General features: G+C 45.5%; 17 protein-coding genes. 1 reads left to right on the top strand and 16 read right to left on the bottom strand.

The genetic code is table 11. The features are described from left to right. The first annotated feature begins 9 nt into the window (after window positions 1-9). Window positions 10-909 carry a LysR family transcriptional regulator gene (locus tag L5M71_RS15660; RefSeq protein ID WP_263208631.1) on the top strand — a complete coding sequence of 300 codons (900 nt, stop codon included), beginning with the start codon at window positions 10-12 and terminating at the stop codon, window positions 907-909. Window positions 910-953: 44 nt separating this feature from the next. Here the strand turns inward: L5M71_RS15660 and dinB are convergent, their stop codons facing one another. From dinB to L5M71_RS15580, 16 genes are all read right to left on the bottom strand, one after another. Continuing rightward, complete coding sequence (dinB, locus tag L5M71_RS15655) at window positions 954-2,030, bottom strand: DNA polymerase IV (RefSeq protein ID WP_263208629.1); 1,077 nt, start codon at window positions 2,028-2,030, stop codon at window positions 954-956. Between the two features lie 203 nt (window positions 2,031-2,233). Further along, window positions 2,234-2,701, bottom strand: coding sequence for a bacterioferritin (gene bfr, locus L5M71_RS15650; protein WP_011918791.1), 468 nt, complete (start codon window positions 2,699-2,701; stop codon window positions 2,234-2,236). 9 nt (window positions 2,702-2,710) lie between these two features. Further along, window positions 2,711-3,184 carry a bacterioferritin gene (gene bfr / locus L5M71_RS15645; protein WP_006080475.1) on the bottom strand — a complete coding sequence of 158 codons (474 nt, stop codon included), beginning with the start codon at window positions 3,182-3,184 and terminating at the stop codon, window positions 2,711-2,713. A gap of 252 nt (window positions 3,185-3,436) precedes the next feature. Then, window positions 3,437-3,661 (bottom strand): (Na+)-NQR maturation NqrM, encoded by a 225-nt coding sequence (nqrM, locus tag L5M71_RS15640; protein WP_105250019.1) that lies wholly within the window; start codon window positions 3,659-3,661, stop codon window positions 3,437-3,439. 15 nt (window positions 3,662-3,676) lie between these two features. Further along, window positions 3,677-4,723 (bottom strand): FAD:protein FMN transferase, encoded by a 1,047-nt coding sequence (locus L5M71_RS15635; protein ID WP_263208627.1) that lies wholly within the window; start codon window positions 4,721-4,723, stop codon window positions 3,677-3,679. Between the two features lie 98 nt (window positions 4,724-4,821). Beyond that, on the bottom strand, window positions 4,822-6,078 hold the full coding sequence (nqrF, locus tag L5M71_RS15630) for an NADH:ubiquinone reductase (Na(+)-transporting) subunit F (RefSeq protein WP_028761565.1): 1,257 nt from the start codon (window positions 6,076-6,078) through the stop codon (window positions 4,822-4,824). Between the two features lie 46 nt (window positions 6,079-6,124). Beyond that, on the bottom strand, window positions 6,125-6,733 hold the full coding sequence (gene nqrE / locus L5M71_RS15625) for an NADH:ubiquinone reductase (Na(+)-transporting) subunit E (RefSeq protein ID WP_006080469.1): 609 nt from the start codon (window positions 6,731-6,733) through the stop codon (window positions 6,125-6,127). A gap of 5 nt (window positions 6,734-6,738) precedes the next feature. Beyond that, window positions 6,739-7,371 carry an NADH:ubiquinone reductase (Na(+)-transporting) subunit D gene (locus tag L5M71_RS15620; protein WP_006080467.1) on the bottom strand — a complete coding sequence of 211 codons (633 nt, stop codon included), beginning with the start codon at window positions 7,369-7,371 and terminating at the stop codon, window positions 6,739-6,741. Further along, window positions 7,371-8,159, bottom strand: a complete 789-nt coding sequence (locus tag L5M71_RS15615) for a Na(+)-translocating NADH-quinone reductase subunit C (protein WP_028761566.1) — start codon at window positions 8,157-8,159, stop codon at window positions 7,371-7,373. Before L5M71_RS15615 ends, L5M71_RS15620 begins: the two co-directional genes overlap by 1 nt. Further along, entirely contained in the window at window positions 8,152-9,351 is a 1,200-nt protein-coding gene (locus L5M71_RS15610) for an NADH:ubiquinone reductase (Na(+)-transporting) subunit B (RefSeq protein WP_198780843.1), read from the bottom strand. The genes L5M71_RS15615 and L5M71_RS15610 overlap by 8 nt, the downstream gene beginning before the upstream one ends. Continuing rightward, the gene (locus L5M71_RS15605; protein WP_263208694.1) at window positions 9,351-10,685 is read right to left on the bottom strand and encodes a Na(+)-translocating NADH-quinone reductase subunit A; all 1,335 of its coding nucleotides are present in this window, start codon (window positions 10,683-10,685) and stop codon (window positions 9,351-9,353) included. Before L5M71_RS15605 ends, L5M71_RS15610 begins: the two co-directional genes overlap by 1 nt. A 401-nt stretch (window positions 10,686-11,086) precedes the next feature. Then, a complete protein-coding gene (locus L5M71_RS15600; protein WP_263208622.1) occupies window positions 11,087-13,141 on the bottom strand; it encodes a TonB-dependent receptor in 2,055 nt (684 codons plus the stop codon). 165 nt (window positions 13,142-13,306) lie between these two features. Next, on the bottom strand, window positions 13,307-13,816 hold the full coding sequence (gene luxS, locus L5M71_RS15595; protein ID WP_006080460.1) for an S-ribosylhomocysteine lyase: 510 nt from the start codon (window positions 13,814-13,816) through the stop codon (window positions 13,307-13,309). Between the two features lie 168 nt (window positions 13,817-13,984). Beyond that, window positions 13,985-15,103, bottom strand: coding sequence for a TRAP transporter substrate-binding protein (locus tag L5M71_RS15590; protein ID WP_263208619.1), 1,119 nt, complete (start codon window positions 15,101-15,103; stop codon window positions 13,985-13,987). Between the two features lie 253 nt (window positions 15,104-15,356). After that, a complete protein-coding gene (locus L5M71_RS15585; protein ID WP_263208617.1) occupies window positions 15,357-15,677 on the bottom strand; it encodes a BolA family protein in 321 nt (106 codons plus the stop codon). A 152-nt stretch (window positions 15,678-15,829) separates the two neighbouring features. Beyond that, window positions 15,830-16,444 (bottom strand): alpha-ketoglutarate-dependent dioxygenase AlkB family protein, encoded by a 615-nt coding sequence (locus L5M71_RS15580; protein ID WP_263208615.1) that lies wholly within the window; start codon window positions 16,442-16,444, stop codon window positions 15,830-15,832. Window positions 16,445-16,508: the final 64 nt, after the last annotated feature.

Genomic DNA, 16,508 nt, shown 5'->3' with positions numbered 1-16,508 from the left:
ATTCCAAATATGAAACTTAATTATTCCTTAGACGATATGCGCTTATTTTGGGTGGTGGCACAGCAAGGGAGTTTTAAGCTCGCGGCGCAGCACTTAGGCATTCCACCTTCAACCTTAAGCCGTCGAATCAATCTGTTAGAACAATCCTTAGGTCTGCGTTTACTGCACAGAGACGCCCATAGAGTCAACCTTACCGCCACAGGTCAGCGGTATCTCGAACGCTGCGGCCCGCTATTTATCGAGTTAAACCAGGTATCTGGTGAGTTGCATGCGGATAAACATCAAGCGGTTGGCAAATTGCGGATCTCGGCGCCCATCAATACAACCTATCGCTGGCTGGGTGAATCACTCAACGCCTTCCAACGGCATTATCCCAATATTGATATCGATTTAAGTCTGTCGAACATGAATATCGATGTCAGTGAAAACGCCATCGATATCGCCTTTCGAGTGGGCGCACCTAAAGATCCCGATTGGATTGCAAGGCCACTTACCACGATTAGCTTTGTACTTTGCGCCAGCACATCGGCAACGCAGTGGCATGCGCTGCAATCGATTGAAGAGCTGGATCAGCATTCGATTATCATCGCCAAGCCCACAAAAACTTGGAGTTTACAGCACAATAGCACAGGGGAAAATGTCGAGTTTGAACCAAGGGGGAATATCAAATTAGCCGTCGATGATATGGCGATTGCCTGTCAGGCCGTGGTGGCGGGGCTTGGGATTGGACTCATACCCATCAGCATGGCGAGTGAACAGATACGAAGTGGCAAACTCATTCAAATACTGCCCGAGTGGCAAGGTATTCCGCGCACCGCCTACTTGATGTATCGCGATCGGGACAACCTGCCCTTACGGGTCAGACTGTTAATTGATTTTATGTTGGCGAATCCACCCGAGGCTTATTGAGCCAATGCAGGCATGAGTCTGCGGCTTATCAACTCAATAAACGGCTAGAGTGCTAAATCCAGCTGAGTCTGGCCGTTTAAGCTTGTGGTGACGACAAGAGTAGAATCGGTAAGGCCGACCGAAATACCCAATAGACGAATGCCACGGCCTTCTTGCCTTTCCATAGCCTGTGCGAGTAGCTCATAGAACATTACAATCGAGACTTCATCGCTGCGGTGCTCAATTGTAGTCTGCTTGAAATCGTTAAACTTAAGTTTGACCACCTGTTTATGTATTTTGCGTTCCTTAGCACTGCGACTTAAACGCAACGACAGTTCTTGGATCAAACTCGGCATCACCTGCTGGCACTGCTCTAAGCTATAAATATCCTTTGCTAACGTGGTTTCAACACCCACTGATTTGCGCTCTCTGTCGGCAGATATACCCCGTTCATCTATGCCTTGGGAACGCTCAATCAACACACCACCAAACTTACCGAATCGCGCTAAGAGCTCAGGTTTAGAATAAGCTTGCACATCGCCACAGGTATTGAGCCCGAGCGAAGAGAGCTTTTCGGCGGTGACTTTGCCAACACCGGGAATTTTACGCAGCGATAAGGTCTTAACAAACTCAGAAAGCGTCTCTGGCGTAATGACATATTGGCCGTTTGGCTTGTTCAGATCCGAGGCGACCTTAGCTAAAAATTTTACTGGCGCGATACCCGCCGATGCGGTTAAACCCGTTTCGGCTAAGATATCGCGACGAATCGCTTGGGCAATCAAGGTCGCAGAGCCCTTATATTGTTGGCACTCACTCACATCCAAATAAGCTTCATCTAAGGAAAGCGGCTCAATTAATTGGGTATAGCGGGAAAATATTTCACGAATTTGTAGCGACACTTCTTTGTAAACCTGCATCCGGCCTGGTACTAAAATCAGCTCAGGGCACAACTTAAAGGCATAAGCCGTTGCCATTGCTGAACGTACACCGAATTTACGTGCCTCGTAACTGCAAGTACTGATAACACCGCGACGGTCGCTACTGCCACCCACGGCTAAAGGCTTGCCACGGTACTCAGGAAAGTCGCGCATTTCCACTGCAGCAAAATAGCAGTCCATATCGATATGAATAATTTTTCGCACGTTGAATTCCTCCAACGCCAAAATACTGTATATAAAAACAGTAATCAAGTATTCCTGATAGATTTGGGGCCAATAAGATGTGGCCTAGCGCAGGAAAAGAGAACAAGACAAGTGTGAGGAACAACAGACATACTTAATAACTGAGTTTCCTAGGCCATTACACTCAGTGGCCTAGGTATTTACTCAACCTAACAATCTAAGGCTCACATCTTAGTTTGCAGGTAGTTTTGCAATCCAACACGGTCAATAAGCCCAAGTTGTTTTTCGAGCCAATACATATGGTCAGACTCTGTATCGTCGAGTAATACTTCAAGGATTTCACGGGTCTGGTAATCTTGCTTCTGCTCACACAGTGCAATCACTTTGCGCAAATCGTCCGCGACCTTGTATTCATAGGCAAGATCATTACGTAGCATCTCTTCTACATCTTTACCTATGTTCAATGCCTCACGGGCGGCAACATTGGGTGTACCTTCGAGGAATAAAATGCGCTGCACTAATTTGGCTGCATGGGCTTTCTCATCATCTGACTCATGGGCGATACGCTCATAGAGTTCATTCAGGCCCCAATCTTCATACATATGGGCATGGACAAAATACTGATCCATTGCCGAGAGTTCTCCCGTTAGGAGTCGATTTAACGCATCGATAACGTCTTTATCGCCTTTCATATCTTGCTCCTATTGGTCGCTAATTTGCGATTGTAGATAATTTTGAATACCGGTTAGCGTAATGAGCTCTTGCTGCGACTCGAGCCAATCTAAGTGCTCTTCTTCGTCTTCGAGAATATCTTCCAGCAGATCGCGGCTCACATAGTCCTGTTCGGCTTCACACAAGCTGATCGCATCACGCAGCAATGTAAGCTGCTCTTGCACCATGGCCAGATCGCAGTCGAGCATCTCTTGGCTATGTTCACCAATGCGAAGTTTTTCGAGTTGTTGCAGATTAGGCAGACCTTCCAAAAACAGCACTCGCTCGATGAGCTTATCGGCATGCTTCATATCTTGGATGGATTTTTTGTATTCGACGTGGTTTAACTTCTCTAAGCCCCAATGTTTAAACATGCGGGCATGGAGGAAATATTGATTGATGGCGGTCAACTCACAGGTAAGCACCCGATTCAGTTGCCCAACCACTTTAGGATGACCTTTCATAAGTTACTATCCTTGGTAAGCGTGAAAAGATTGATCTAAATCAAGCTTCTAGCCTAGTACAATTTATCGACCAACTCAAATTATCTTTATATTTCACTCACTTAATGATGAAAAGCATTCTCATTCCTGCTTAGATTAACTTGCTATCCCACTCTAATCCCAAGGATAAATCTCAAATGATTAACCCGTGTAAGAAAATACGAGGCAAAAAATAGCCCCCTAAATCGGAGGCTATGATCGAATCAAGACTATTTAGATAATGCGGTCTTTCGTTAACTTCTCACGACGCGCTTCTTCAGCGGCCATACGACGTTTACGTTTGTCACAAGGGTCATCACAATCACACGCTTTTTCAATCCCTAGAACACCTAAACCGCCACAACTTCCTTCAACGGCTTTGCGCTTGATGAGATAACCAATCGACATGAGCAAAAAGAAGACTAACAAGATCACAAATGCCGCGATAAAAGAGGTCATGGTTTACTCCAAAAACTAAATAAGGAAAGGCTTGAAGGCGTCGCTGTAATAGACCTTAAATCCGTCGCCTTGCTTTTCGATTAGCATTATCGCCAAGTGTTCCTTCTTGGCAAGCTCCAATGATGCTTCTGTGCCCAAAACCATCATGGCCGTCGCAAAACCGTCGGCCGTCATACAATTTTGATGCAATACAGTCACGGATGCTAACTTATGATTTATCGGCAAACCAGTACGCGGATCGATTATATGCGTAAAACGTTGGCCGTCTTCTTCATAATAATTACGATAGTCGCCAGAGGTCGCCATCGCCATAGTACCAGGTGCAATAACCTGCTGTACGGCTTCAGAGCCATCATTGGTCGGTTGCTCTATAGCAACACGCCAAGAGCTTCCATCACCTTTGGCACCTTTGATACTCAGTTCGCCACCGATTTCAACTAAATACCCTGTCGCGTGGTATTTATCAAGAATGGAAGCGATCTTATCAACCCCAAATCCCTTCGCGATTGATGATAAATCTACATATAAATAGGTGTTGTGCTTACTTAGACGGTTGCCTTCAATGGAAAGTTCACTAATCCCTGTTTTGGCTTTAGCCGCATCAATATCAGCCTGTGTCGGAACTTTCGTTGGACGCTTATCAGGTCCAAAACCCCACAGATTAACTAAAGGACCTAAGGTAATATCAAGTGCCTTATCCGTCACTTGATATAAACGTATTCCCTCTTGCACCACTTTTATGGTATCCGGTGAGACTTCAACACTTTGCTCCAATGGCAATTGGTTGAAACGGGATAATTCTGAATTAGGCCGATAGGTCGACATCTGGTCATTGACTAGCTCAAGGGCTAAATCAATTTCCGCTTGAAGTAACTGCGCCGTCGGCATCTGCTCATTCGGGACGACTTTAATGTGATAAGTCGTGCCCATAGTGCTGCCGGCCAACGAAATGACTTCGTTTTGCTTAGAACAGGCTGAAACAAAAAAGGCCAGTCCCACGAGGACTAGCCAGTTAAATGAATACTTTAACACTGAGGTATTGATCTTTAAGGTCTGAAACATAGTGACCTACTACTCTTATTTGGGCCCTTAAATGCAAAAGTTGCAGATGAAAGGTTAACCTCAACATCTGCAACTTTTCTATCTAGGACTAATGAACATTAGCCGCCGAAGTCATCCAACAGGATGTTTTCGTCTTCGACACCAAGATTTTTCAACATACCAATTACGGCAGCGTTCATCATTGGAGGTCCACACATGTAGAACTCACAATCTTCTGGAGCATCATGGTTTTTCAGATAGTTTTCATACAATACGTTATGAATAAAACCTGTGTAACCATCCCAGTTATCCTCTGGTTGAGGATCTGAAAGTGCCACATGCCATACGAAGTTATCATTCTCAGCCGCTAGGCCGTCGAAATCTTCTACGTAGAACATTTCACGCTTAGAACGTGCACCGTACCAGAAGCTCATCTTACGTTTAGACTGAAGACGCTTCAGCTGGTCGAAGATATGTGAACGCATTGGCGCCATACCCGCACCACCGCCGATAAACACCATTTCTGCATCGGTATCTTTCGCGAAGAATTCACCGAATGGGCCAGAAATTGTCACTTTATCGCCAGCTTTTAAGCTCCAAATGTAAGATGACATCTTACCGCAAGGCAGAGTCAAGTTACGTGGTGGAGGCGTAGCAATACGCACGTTCAGCATAATAATGCCGAACTCTTCTGGGTAGTTAGCCATTGAGTATGCACGGATAGTTTCTTCATCAACCTTAGATTCAAGATTGAAGAAACCGAAGTGTTCCCAGTCGCCACGGTATTGTGCAGGTACATCAAAATCTGCATATTTAATATGATGAGCTGGTGCTTCGATTTGAATATAACCGCCAGCACGGAATGGTACAGACTCGCCATCAGGAATTTGCAGCTTCAGTTCTTTAATGAAAGTGGCTTTGTTATCGTTAGAGATAACTTCACATTCCCATTTCTTGATACCAAAGATTTCTTCGTCAAGCTCGATTTCCATATCGTTCTTAACGTTAACCTGACAAGAAAGACGACAACCTTTACGGGCATCACCTTTGCTGATGTGGTCAAGTTCCGTTGGCAGAATATCGCCGCCGCCAGACTTAATCACCACGCGACATTGGCCACATGAGCCACCGCCACCACACGCACTCGATACGAAGATACCGCTGTTAGCCAAAACGCCTAACAACTTACCGCCCGCACCGGTTGTAATCGCTTTTTCAGGATCGTCATTAATGCCGATCGTGATGTCACCACTAGCCACTAACTTAGACTTAGCGAATAAAATCACTAATACCAAGATGAGGACGATAGCAGTAAACATACTCACACCGAGGTAAACCTCGAGCGGAGTAGATTTAAAAATACCAAGAATATCCATTAACTTATCCTTAGAAGGTCCAATTCAAGAAGCCGTTATGTATCTCTTACAGAGACACACCTGAAAACGACATGAAACCTAAGGCCATCAAACCAGCGGTGATAAAGGTAATCCCTAAACCACGTAGGCCGTTAGGCACGTCGGCATACTTCAGCTTCTCACGGATACCGGCCATCAATACGATAGCTAATGCCCAACCCACTCCTGAGCCGAAACCAAACACCACACTCTCGCCCAGCTTGTAGTCACGCTCAACCATGAATGATACCGCACCGAAAATCGCGCAGTTCACTGTGATCAAAGGTAAGAAAATACCTAATGCGTTGTACAAAGGTGGAAAGTACTTGTCCAGTGCCATTTCCAGAATTTGAACCAAAGCCGCAATCACACCGATAAAGGTAATGAATTTCAAGAAGCTTAAGTCAGCTTCAGGTGCGCCAGCCCAAGCAAGTGCACCAGGAGCTAGCAGCCCTTGATAGATAACTTGGTTTGCTGGGACAGAGATAGTTAACACTACAACTACCGCAATCCCTAGGCCCATGGCTGTAGTGACTTTCTTAGACACAGCCAAGAAAGTACACATACCTAGGAAGAAGGCCAGTGCCATGTTTTCAATGAAAACAGAGCGAATTAACAGGCTAATATAATGTTCCATCGCACTTACCCTTTTGCTTCAACTTGCTCTGGCTTATAGGTACGAATAATCCAAATCAAAACACCGATCAGGAAGAACGCACTCGGAGGCAGTAGTAGCAGACCGTTTGGTTGGTACCAGCCGCCATCAGAGATCTTGTGCAGGATTTCAACACCGAACAGAGAACCGTTACCAAACAGTTCACGTACGAAGCCAACAGCTAACAGAATTGCACCGTAACCTAAACCGTTACCGATACCATCCATAAAGCTCATCATTGGCGGTGTTTTCATCGCGTAAGCTTCGGCACGACCCATTACGATACAGTTCGTAATAATCAGACCGACGAATACCGACAGCTGCTTAGAGATCTGATAAGCATAAGCCTGCAGCAATTGGTCAACCACGATTACCAAAGAGGCAATAATGGTCATCTGTACGATAATACGCACACTGCTTGGAATATGATTACGGATCATTGAGATAAACAGGTTCGAAAACGCAGTTACCGCAGTTAACGCCAACGCCATTACCAGTGCAGTTTCGAGCTTGCTCGTTACCGCTAATGCACTACATACACCAAGTACTTGTAAAGCAATCGGGTTGTTGTTGACTATAGGTCCGGTCAGAACCTGTTTCAGTTCTTTAGCGTCAGACATTAGTTGAGACCTCCATTGCGTGCTTTTTCAATGAAACTCGCAAAACCTTCTTTACCCAACCAGAATGTCAGTGAATGTTGTACACCGTTACTCGTTAAGGTTGCGCCAGATAATGCATCTACACCGTACTCAGTGCTAGCAACAGTTGGGTTTTTCGTTACGCTGATAGCGAGTTTACCTTGCTCATCAAATAACTTTTTGCCATGCCATTTCGCTTTCCACTGAGCATTTTGCACTTCGCCACCTAAGCCCGGCGTTTCGCCGTGCTCGTAGTAGACTAAGCTTTGCACTGTGTTTAGGTCAGCATCCATAGCAAGGAAGGCATACATAGTAGACCATAGGCCATAACCATGGATTGGCAGAATGACACTGGTTAATTTACCTTGCCCGTCACGAACAAGATAAACCACAGCCTTATCAGCAACACGTTTCACTGAAGCGATGTCATTCTCAGGTACAAATGAGGTTTTCACATCACGAGAAGCTTTACGTTGATCATAAGTGTCAGCATCAACACCCTCAACCCAAGCACCCGTTTTCAAATCGACCAGTTTAGCTTCGATGTGTTTGCCGTATGTATCCAGAATTTGCGCTTTGGTCACTTTGCCAGCTTTAGTATCGATAAGACCAGCGGCTTCCAGAATGTACTTTTGCTTATCAAGCAGTTTATTTTCTGCTTGAGTCGGTCTCAGTAACACAGCTGCAGTAGACACAAATATCGCACAAATTAGACATAAGCCAACGACGATAAATAACGTTCTGCCGAACGAATCTTTATTACTAGCCACGGGCAATCCTCCGCTTGATATTTGCCTGAACCACGAAGTGGTCGAACAATGGCGCGAACAGGTTAGCAAACAGAATCGCTAACATCATGCCTTCTGGGAATGCAGGGTTAATCACGCGGATAAACACAGCCATTGCACCGATCAAGATACCGTATGCCCATTTAGCTTGGTTAGTAAATGACGCTGACACTGGGTCTGTCGCCATAAACATCATGCCAAACGCAAAACCACCTAACACTAAGTGCCAGTACCAAGGCATTGCAAACATTGGGTTAGTGTCACTACCGACAAAGTTAAGCAGCGTAGAAATGGCAATCATACCCACCATCACACCACCAACAATGCGCCATGAAGCAATACGGGTATAGATGATGACCAGACCACCTAACAGAATCGCTAATGTAGACACTTCACCGACAGAACCAGGAATGAAACCGAAGAACGCATCCCACCAGTTTTGATTAATGGCGTAATCTAAGGTGCCAGATGCCGCTTGGCTCAGTGCAGTTGCACCAGAGTAACCGTCAGCCACAACCCATGAGGTATCACCCGACATGTTCAGCGGATACGCGAAGAACAGGAAGGCACGACCCGCGAGTGCTGGGTTTAAGAAGTTACGCCCTGTACCACCGAACACTTCTTTCGCCACGACCACACCGAAGGTGATACCCAGCGCCACCATCCATAATGGGATAGTTGCTGGCAGCGTTAAAGCGAACAGGATAGAGGTAACGAAGAAACCTTCGTTGACTTCATGACCGCGGACAGAGGCAAACAGCACTTCCCAGATACCACCGACGGCGAACGTCACCGCGTAGATAGGTAGGAAGAAACAGGCGCCATACCACATCAGCGCTGGCCAGCCAGAGTTAGCCGTCAGTTCGGTACCGAACATGCTAAACAAGCTCACTTGCCATACGTCAGGGGTAGCAAAACCAGCCACGAGCGCTAATTGAGCTTGCAAACCTACGTTGTACATACCCACGAACATCGCGGGGAAAGCACAAGCCCAAACCGTAATCATCATACGTTTTAGGTCGAGGTTATCGCGAACATGGGTTTTGCCCTTGTTCACTTTACCTGGGGTATAAAAAATCGTGTATGCCGCTTCGAATAAGGCATAAAACTTTTCGTATTTACCGCCTTTTTCAAAGTCGGGTTCAATACGTTCGAAAAAATCTTTCAAGCTCATTAGCCTTCCCTCTCGATCGTATCTAAACAGTCACGCAGATATGAACCGTAGTCATACTTGCCTGGACATACGAACGTACACAGTGCGAGATCTTCTTCATCTAACTCTAACGCGCCTAACGTAGCAGCACCGTCAAAGTCACCTGAAATCAAGTCACGCAACAACATAGTAGGAAGAATGTCCAATGGCATTACACGCTCATAGTTACCAATTGGCACCATAGCGCGGTCTGAACCACCTGTACTGGTCGTCATGCTGAACAGACGAGAAGGAGCAAGATGTCCTAAGAATGCACGAGTGATAGAATATTTGTCTGAGCCTGGTAATACCCAGCCTAAAAATTCTTTCTCTGTACCTTCTTCTAACAGACTTACTTGAACATGGTAACGACCTAAATACCCTTGTGGGCCAACGGCTGTACGACCATTCAGAACAGAGCCTGAAATCAGACGAACATTGCCATCTAAAGCTTCACCTGCGGTTAATTCAGTCATGCTCGCGCCCACAACAGTGCGTACGAGTCTTGGCTTAGCCGCTTTAGGGCCTGCGATCGCAATAACACGTTCGGTATTGAGTTCACCCGTCGTAAATAGCTGACCAATTGCTATTACATCTTGGTAACCAATATGCCAAACGGTACGTTTTGCAGAGGCAGACAATAAGAAGTGAATATGAGTACCGACTAATCCTGCAGGGTGCACACCAGCAAATTCTTCAACTTGGGCGTTTGCGGCAGGAATATCAGCGCCAGGCGCTTTACAAAGGTAAACTTTACCGTCAGTAAGTCTTGCTAAGACCTTAAGACCATTAGCAAAATCTTCTTTATGCTCACGGATCACCACAACGGGATCAGCGGCAAGAGGTTGAGTATCTATTGCGGTTACAAAAATACCAGCAGCAGAAGAGTCTACAGCAGGAACTTTGCTAAAAGGACGAGTACGCAAAGCAGTCCATAAACCTGATTCGATCAGATTGTCACGGACTAACTGCGAGTCGAGCGTATCGAGTGCAGTGGCATCATATTTAGCAAAGGTAACGCTTTCGTTTCCTTCCACTTCAATGACAACAGACTGCAGAACACGCTGGGCGCCCCGGTTAATGTCTAATATAGTACCACTGGCTAAAGCCGTATATTTAACGCCTAAATTCTTCTTATCTTCAAAAAGAACCTGACCTTTTTGTACTTTATCGCCCACTTTGATTTTCATCGTTGGACGTAAGCCAATATACTCTTCACCCAAAGTAGCTACATGTTTAATGGCTGGGCCATTATGGATAACTTGCTCTGGTCCGCCTGCTATAGGCAGTTCCAATCCTTTCTTAATTGTAATCATATCCACAAGCACTACGTTTGAAGGAAAGACAATGCGCCGCGTTCCTGCTAAATACTTAGGTTTTAAACAAAACCTACTGCATTGAGCTAGCGCAGATTTATCACAGAAATGCGATCGCAATCACGCTGGTCGCGCGCATTTTACCCCAATTGACTTGGCATCGCCACGAAAATTATAGGTGATTTCAAACCTAAAATACGGATTGAAAAGAATCATGCGCTACGGCGTTCACCTTCCGACCTAGTGACTGATCAGAAAGAGAGAATATTACGGCCACTGGGTACTATAGCATTAATAATTAAAGATTTAATTTAGCAAAAAGTCGAAACATCCACTACACGCGGCTTAAATCGATCTTATTTGTTTCAATTGATTTAAATTCAAACGAAATAAAATTCAACTTAAAAGCGCCATTGATAACCTAAATAGCTAATACGTCCATTTTCCGATCGAATTCCGCTATTTGATGCTGTTGTGACTAATGTCTCATCTAAGAGGTTTTCTACCCTAAAATAAATCTCATGGTGACGGTTAAAATGATAATTCGCCGCCAAATCTACTCGCCATTGTACTGCGATAGGCTGTAATTCAGCGCCAAATTGGCCCATTTCCCGCTCGGATTGATAAAAGACATTTGCATTCAATTCATATTCGGCATATTTCATTCCAGCACTAAAATGCAATTGCTGCTCAGGTAACCAAGCCACTCTATCACCAGCCACAACGCAACCTTGGATTTCGTTACAGCTATTGGTTTGATACTCTGAATTCGAATATTGATAATTTAAGACTAATGGTAACTGTACACTACCGATATCCCACTGGTAGCCAAGACTCAGCTCAACTCCTTTGGTCAGTACATCCACGACATTGCCTTGAACCCACAAACGACTGTCGGCGCATTGGGTATACGCATCGCAATTGACATGCAGGTTATCAAAATCTTGAACGTAGGTTTTGATGTCAGCACTAAAATGCTCACTGGCATATTGGGCGCTGACTTGATATTGCAGCGATACTTGCGCCTCTTGCTCAAGATTACCTGCACTCGCGGCGGTCCATGAGCGGCGAATATCCGTACTAAAGCGCCAATCTCCAGCATCATATAAAACACCGAGTTGTGGCATCCAATCGCTGTCGGAGAAATCAGCCGCATCCAGTCCTACATAAGCTAAATCGACCTTGCGATTGACGCTCACTTGTTCATAGGCGAGCGCGAGCTTTATCTGTAATTCGTCCCAATTAAACAAGGAATCGATTGCCGAAGTAAATGCTGTTGCATCGTCGGTATAGGCCAATAACGCATTTTGTGCATCACTCACTAAACTCAAGTCCTGCTGCCATAGACTCTGTTGATCGCCAAGGCGCATCTCAGCTTTATCCGTATGATAACGGGCGCTATAGATAATTTGATGGGCACCATACTGATTCACTGATTCAGTTTGTGCCCCAAAGGAGCTGAAATCATTGTCTTGCTGTAAAGAAGCCAGTTCGACGCCATCGACTGTCGGCTGACGTTCAAATGCGGCCAACGCAGCAAGACTCTGGGCATCGAGCATTTGCCCATCAAATTGATTGAGTTGGTTTAATTGCTGCGAATAAGACTGGTAGTAAAAGTCTGTGGTGACCTTATGCCCACCATTGAGCGTAACTTGGTGAGACAGTTGGTACTTATGATGTCGCCCCTGATGTTTATCCGCCGCAGTGGCCGAATACAAACTCATAGGATCTTGTTGCCAATCGGCCTGTGTTAACCCAAGCTGAGAGCGATAACTATCATCATCGAGAAACTGGTAAGTAAACTCAGTCACCTGTGGACTTCTGGCGCCGAGTAAACTCGCGGCGTTGATTTTAAATAAGATGTCTGTCGTTTGATGGTCTGTGTCTTGACCATTGAGCAAGTGCTCGGCGCCGCTACCATCGCTGTAGTTAACCGCGAGTATCATGCCGTATTCTTTTTGCTTCACGCCCCAATTCACATCGACACTGTAGTCAGCATCCGTATTGCCTTCGAGCGTTACCTTACTGTTTTCCGCTTGCTCGGCTACAGGTAAGGTTTGATAACTCACCACCCCAAACGCCCCTTGCCCACCAACCGCCATATTCGCCATTGGCGTGACAGTGACACTCTGTTGTTGCAGTAGATTGGGTAATAGTTGTAATTGCGGTGCAGAATAAGGCGCAGGTGAGAAATACACTCTATCTTGCAATACGGCCACGCCTTGACTCGCGCTGCGCATACTAATGCTTGCTGGATTTCCGTTAAGATCCGCAGGTAAAACCGTCAAAGCCGTTAACTGGCCTAACGCTAAACTGTCAGCAGTGGAGTGGAATGTGTCATTGAGCTGGTTCAGTTCCAGCATTTGACTGTGGAAATCATCGGCGAACGTTGTGTTAGAACAGGCAAGAGATACAGAAATTGCACAGAGTGATACTGTGAAGTAACGACTAGGCATACCAAGCTCCCAAAAATTTTGTTAGCGTACGGCGTTTTTGTTATTAACTTGTAAAATAGCTGAATTTGTTTGAAAAAAAAAGCGACTCTCGTCGCTTTCTCTCATTAACTTCAGGAAACTGAATTTACTGGCTAGGCACTCTTATACAAGTAAGAGTGCAAACCGTTACAGATTACCTAGAATTTCGTCGCTTAATTTCAAATCATCATTGCGATTTACACTTACGCCAGCCGCAATAATATTACGTGCGATATCTTGTGCCTGCTCTAATGAATGCATCTCATACGTACCACATTGGTATTCGTTCAGCTCAGGGATTTCTGACTGCTCAACCACTTTAAGCACATCTTCCATCGCAGCTAACCACGCATCGGCCACTTGGCGCTCAGTCGGCTCACCAATCAAACTCATATAAAATCCGGTACGGCATCCCATTGGCGAAATATCGATGATCTCAACATTGCTACCATTTAAATGGTCACGCATAAAGCCAGCGAATAAATGCTCCAGAGTGTGAATACCACGCTCACTGAGAATATCTTTATTCGGTGCGCAAAAACGTAGATCAAATACCGTAATCGCATCGCCCTTTGGCGTGCTCATGTGCTTAGCAACACGAACTGCTGGGGCATTCATTCGAGTATGATCAACGGTAAAGCTATCAAGTAATGGCATAGGGATCTCCAAATTCTCAGGGCGATATCAACGCCACTGTAACTGTCTATTTATGGCTTGCAAGCATAACACCAAATGAATTACGCCGATAACAAGATAATTTAAGATGAAATCATCTCATATAAATCAGCTGTTAATGTGACAGTGAGTGCTAAAAACGGCACGCATTTAGTGTTGACGCTGTTGGCTGTAAGCATCCTCAGATATTTTATGATACTGGCGTACACCTTGCTCGTAGGCGTGATAGGCGGCGTACACTTTTCGCATTAAAGGATCTTGATTGGCTTGCTCTTCAATCACTTGTTTAGAGATTTTCTCAAGTTCCAACAACACTTTCGGTGGAAACGCTTTGAGCACTACCCCTTCATCATTCACTAACGTTTCAAGGGCGGCAACATTACGGGTCGTGTATTCATCGAGCATATCTTGGTTAATGGCTCTCGCCGCGACTTTAACTATGGCTTGTAAATCTTGAGGTAAACTCTCGAAGGCGGCTTTATTAATCAAGAATTCCATATTAGAACCCGGCTCATGCCAACCAGGGTAATAGTAGTACTTCGCCACTTTATGTAGACCAAAGGCAAGGTCGTTCAATGGCCCTACCCACTCAGCCGCATCAATCGAGCCTGTTTGCAATGCACCATAAAGTTCACGCCCCGCCATGTTTACAGGTACAGCACCAACGCGTTTCAACACTTCACCACCTAAGCCCGGCATGCGGACCTTCAATCCCTTAAAATCCGCAATAGTATTGATGGGTTTATTAAACCAGCCGCCCATCTGCATCCCAGTATTGCCTCCCGCGAGGGGAATAATACCAAAGGGTTGATACACTTCAGTCCACAGCTCCATACCACCACCATAGTGAAGCCAGCCATTTATTTCCTGTGCGGTCATACCAAAGGGGATCGATGAAAAAAACTGCGCTGCGGGCGCTTTTCCTCTCCAGTAGAAAGAAGCGGAGTGGGCCATTTGAATTTTACCCTGACTCACACCATCAAATACGGCAAAAGCAGGCATCAACTCACCCGCACCATAAACGCTAATCTTTAACCGACCGTTAGACATTTCATCGACTAAATGCGCAAAACGCTCAGGAGCCGTGCCTAAACCGGGGAAGTTTTTCGGCCAAGAGGTCGCAAGACGCCATTCAATAGCAGGTAAAGCATGGGGAACATCAGTTGCGGCATGGGAAGCGGCTACGCTTTGCGCATCACTGGAGACGGGGTTACAACCGCTCAGTCCCATCAGCAGCACTGAGATAAACAAACTCCCTAACTTACGCATTTTTAATAGTCTCCCTGATGTCAAACGAGCACATGGATCCAACTGACATGGAAATGCACTCAGGATGGGTATCGACAATCACATCGCCCAACCTCTTAAAATAAAACATATTGTTAACACAGAAACTAAGGTAGGGAAACTAGAAACTAAGGTTAGCAAACCCAAAAATGGTCTTAAGCCGGCCTAAAACAAAAAGCCACTCTATGAAGAGTGGCCTTGAAATCTAAGCTAAACAGTATCGCGGAGCGATTAATTAACCACGACAATTTGGCGTATTAGGCACTTGTACATTCGCATCCCATTCACTTTGAGTGAATGTGTGAATCGACAAGGCATGCACGCCATTCGCTAACTCATGGGCTAAGTGAGTATTAACCAATCGATGCCGGGCCAAGAGACGTAAACCATCAAACTGCTCACTCACGAGCACAACTTTGAAATGGGTTTCCGAATTCGGTGGCACATGGTGACGATTACTTTCGTTGATCACTTCTAAGTGAGTCGGCGAGAAGCCTTCAGTTAACTTCTGCGTGATAGTGTTAGCCACTGTGCCCTGCACATGAGTATTGGACATATTCGAGTCTCAGAATGGGAAAATCCAGTTGCCGCAGAGTACTGCTTCAAATTGAAAAGATCAAATTCACGCTTTCAATTTGTTGATGCCCTACCACTTTATATCCAGCCATATTTCGCAGTGCTTCACCATAGGCAGTTAGCGTGAGGCAATTAACCATGGAAATTAACGATGAGTTGCCTAAAGGTGTAATTCCAGCGCGGCTCTTTTACTTTCAACCGTTTAGGGAGGCTATGCAGCCAATCACTTTGCATGGGCCAATGCATGATCAGTAGATCGCCACTGTTCAAACTTATGCAGTACTTGGTTTGACTGTGCTTATGCTTAAGCACAAAATCCCGCGTGGCGCCTAAGGTAATAGAAGCAATATGACTCCCCTGAGCAATTTCAGGTTCATCATCACTGTGGGCGCCCATACAATCTTTACCATCGGCGTAGCGATTCACTAATACCCCATTGCTCTCCAAACCATAATCCCGCGCTAACTTATCCCTCAACTTGTGAGCATATTTAGGCCAAGGTAAGGCGCGAATAAACAGTCCTGAATATAAATAGTCGCAGCCCAAATCGCCAAACCACACTTGCTGGCGGGGAATTGCGTGAAACTGACCAAAGACTTGGATTTCGGGGCGGCTTAAGGGATAGGTCAGCGCTTCTTTCATTAGCGCCGCTTGCTGCTCAGCATTAAGATAACCCCGCACTAAGGTGATGGGCGGTTTAATTTGAGCCTCACCCTCTGTATCAAACCCTAACTTACCTTGCTGCATTGACGTCCTCCATGCGAGCCGTCGCACTGCGACATGAAATCTGCGATAATCTGCGCCTTAAATT

This window comes from Shewanella sp. SW1 (assembly GCF_025653545.1).
GTDB lineage: Bacteria > Pseudomonadota > Gammaproteobacteria > Enterobacterales > Shewanellaceae > Shewanella > Shewanella oncorhynchi.
Note: the sequence above shows the minus strand (reverse complement) of the source record. Positions and strands in the feature narration are given on the sequence as shown.

What these genes read in the sequence shown, in the direction of transcription:
- L5M71_RS15605 (WP_263208694.1), bottom strand. Translation starts at nt 10,685, where the DNA reads ATGATTACAATTAAGAAAGGATTGGAACTGCCTATAGCAGGCGGACCA.
- nqrM (WP_105250019.1), bottom strand. Translation starts at nt 3,661, where the DNA reads ATGACCTCTTTTATCGCGGCATTTGTGATCTTGTTAGTCTTCTTTTTG.
- bfr (WP_006080475.1), bottom strand. Translation starts at nt 3,184, where the DNA reads ATGAAAGGTCATCCTAAAGTGGTTGGGCAACTGAATCGGGTGCTTACC.
- nqrE (WP_006080469.1), bottom strand. Translation starts at nt 6,733, where the DNA reads ATGGAACATTATATTAGCCTGTTAATTCGCTCTGTTTTCATTGAAAAC.
- L5M71_RS15600 (WP_263208622.1), bottom strand. Translation starts at nt 13,141, where the DNA reads ATGCCTAGTCGTTACTTCACAGTATCACTCTGTGCAATTTCTGTATCT.
- L5M71_RS15590 (WP_263208619.1), bottom strand. Translation starts at nt 15,103, where the DNA reads ATGCGTAAGTTAGGGAGTTTGTTTATCTCAGTGCTGCTGATGGGACTG.
- L5M71_RS15580 (WP_263208615.1), bottom strand. Translation starts at nt 16,444, where the DNA reads ATGCAGCAAGGTAAGTTAGGGTTTGATACAGAGGGTGAGGCTCAAATT.
- L5M71_RS15635 (WP_263208627.1), bottom strand. Translation starts at nt 4,723, where the DNA reads ATGTTTCAGACCTTAAAGATCAATACCTCAGTGTTAAAGTATTCATTT.
- L5M71_RS15610 (WP_198780843.1), bottom strand. Translation starts at nt 9,351, where the DNA reads ATGAGCTTGAAAGATTTTTTCGAACGTATTGAACCCGACTTTGAAAAA.
- L5M71_RS15660 (WP_263208631.1), top strand. Translation starts at nt 10, where the DNA reads ATGAAACTTAATTATTCCTTAGACGATATGCGCTTATTTTGGGTGGTG.
- L5M71_RS15585 (WP_263208617.1), bottom strand. Translation starts at nt 15,677, where the DNA reads ATGTCCAATACTCATGTGCAGGGCACAGTGGCTAACACTATCACGCAG.
- bfr (WP_011918791.1), bottom strand. Translation starts at nt 2,701, where the DNA reads ATGAAAGGCGATAAAGACGTTATCGATGCGTTAAATCGACTCCTAACG.
- L5M71_RS15620 (WP_006080467.1), bottom strand. Translation starts at nt 7,371, where the DNA reads ATGTCTGACGCTAAAGAACTGAAACAGGTTCTGACCGGACCTATAGTC.
- nqrF (WP_028761565.1), bottom strand. Translation starts at nt 6,078, where the DNA reads ATGGATATTCTTGGTATTTTTAAATCTACTCCGCTCGAGGTTTACCTC.
- luxS (WP_006080460.1), bottom strand. Translation starts at nt 13,816, where the DNA reads ATGCCATTACTTGATAGCTTTACCGTTGATCATACTCGAATGAATGCC.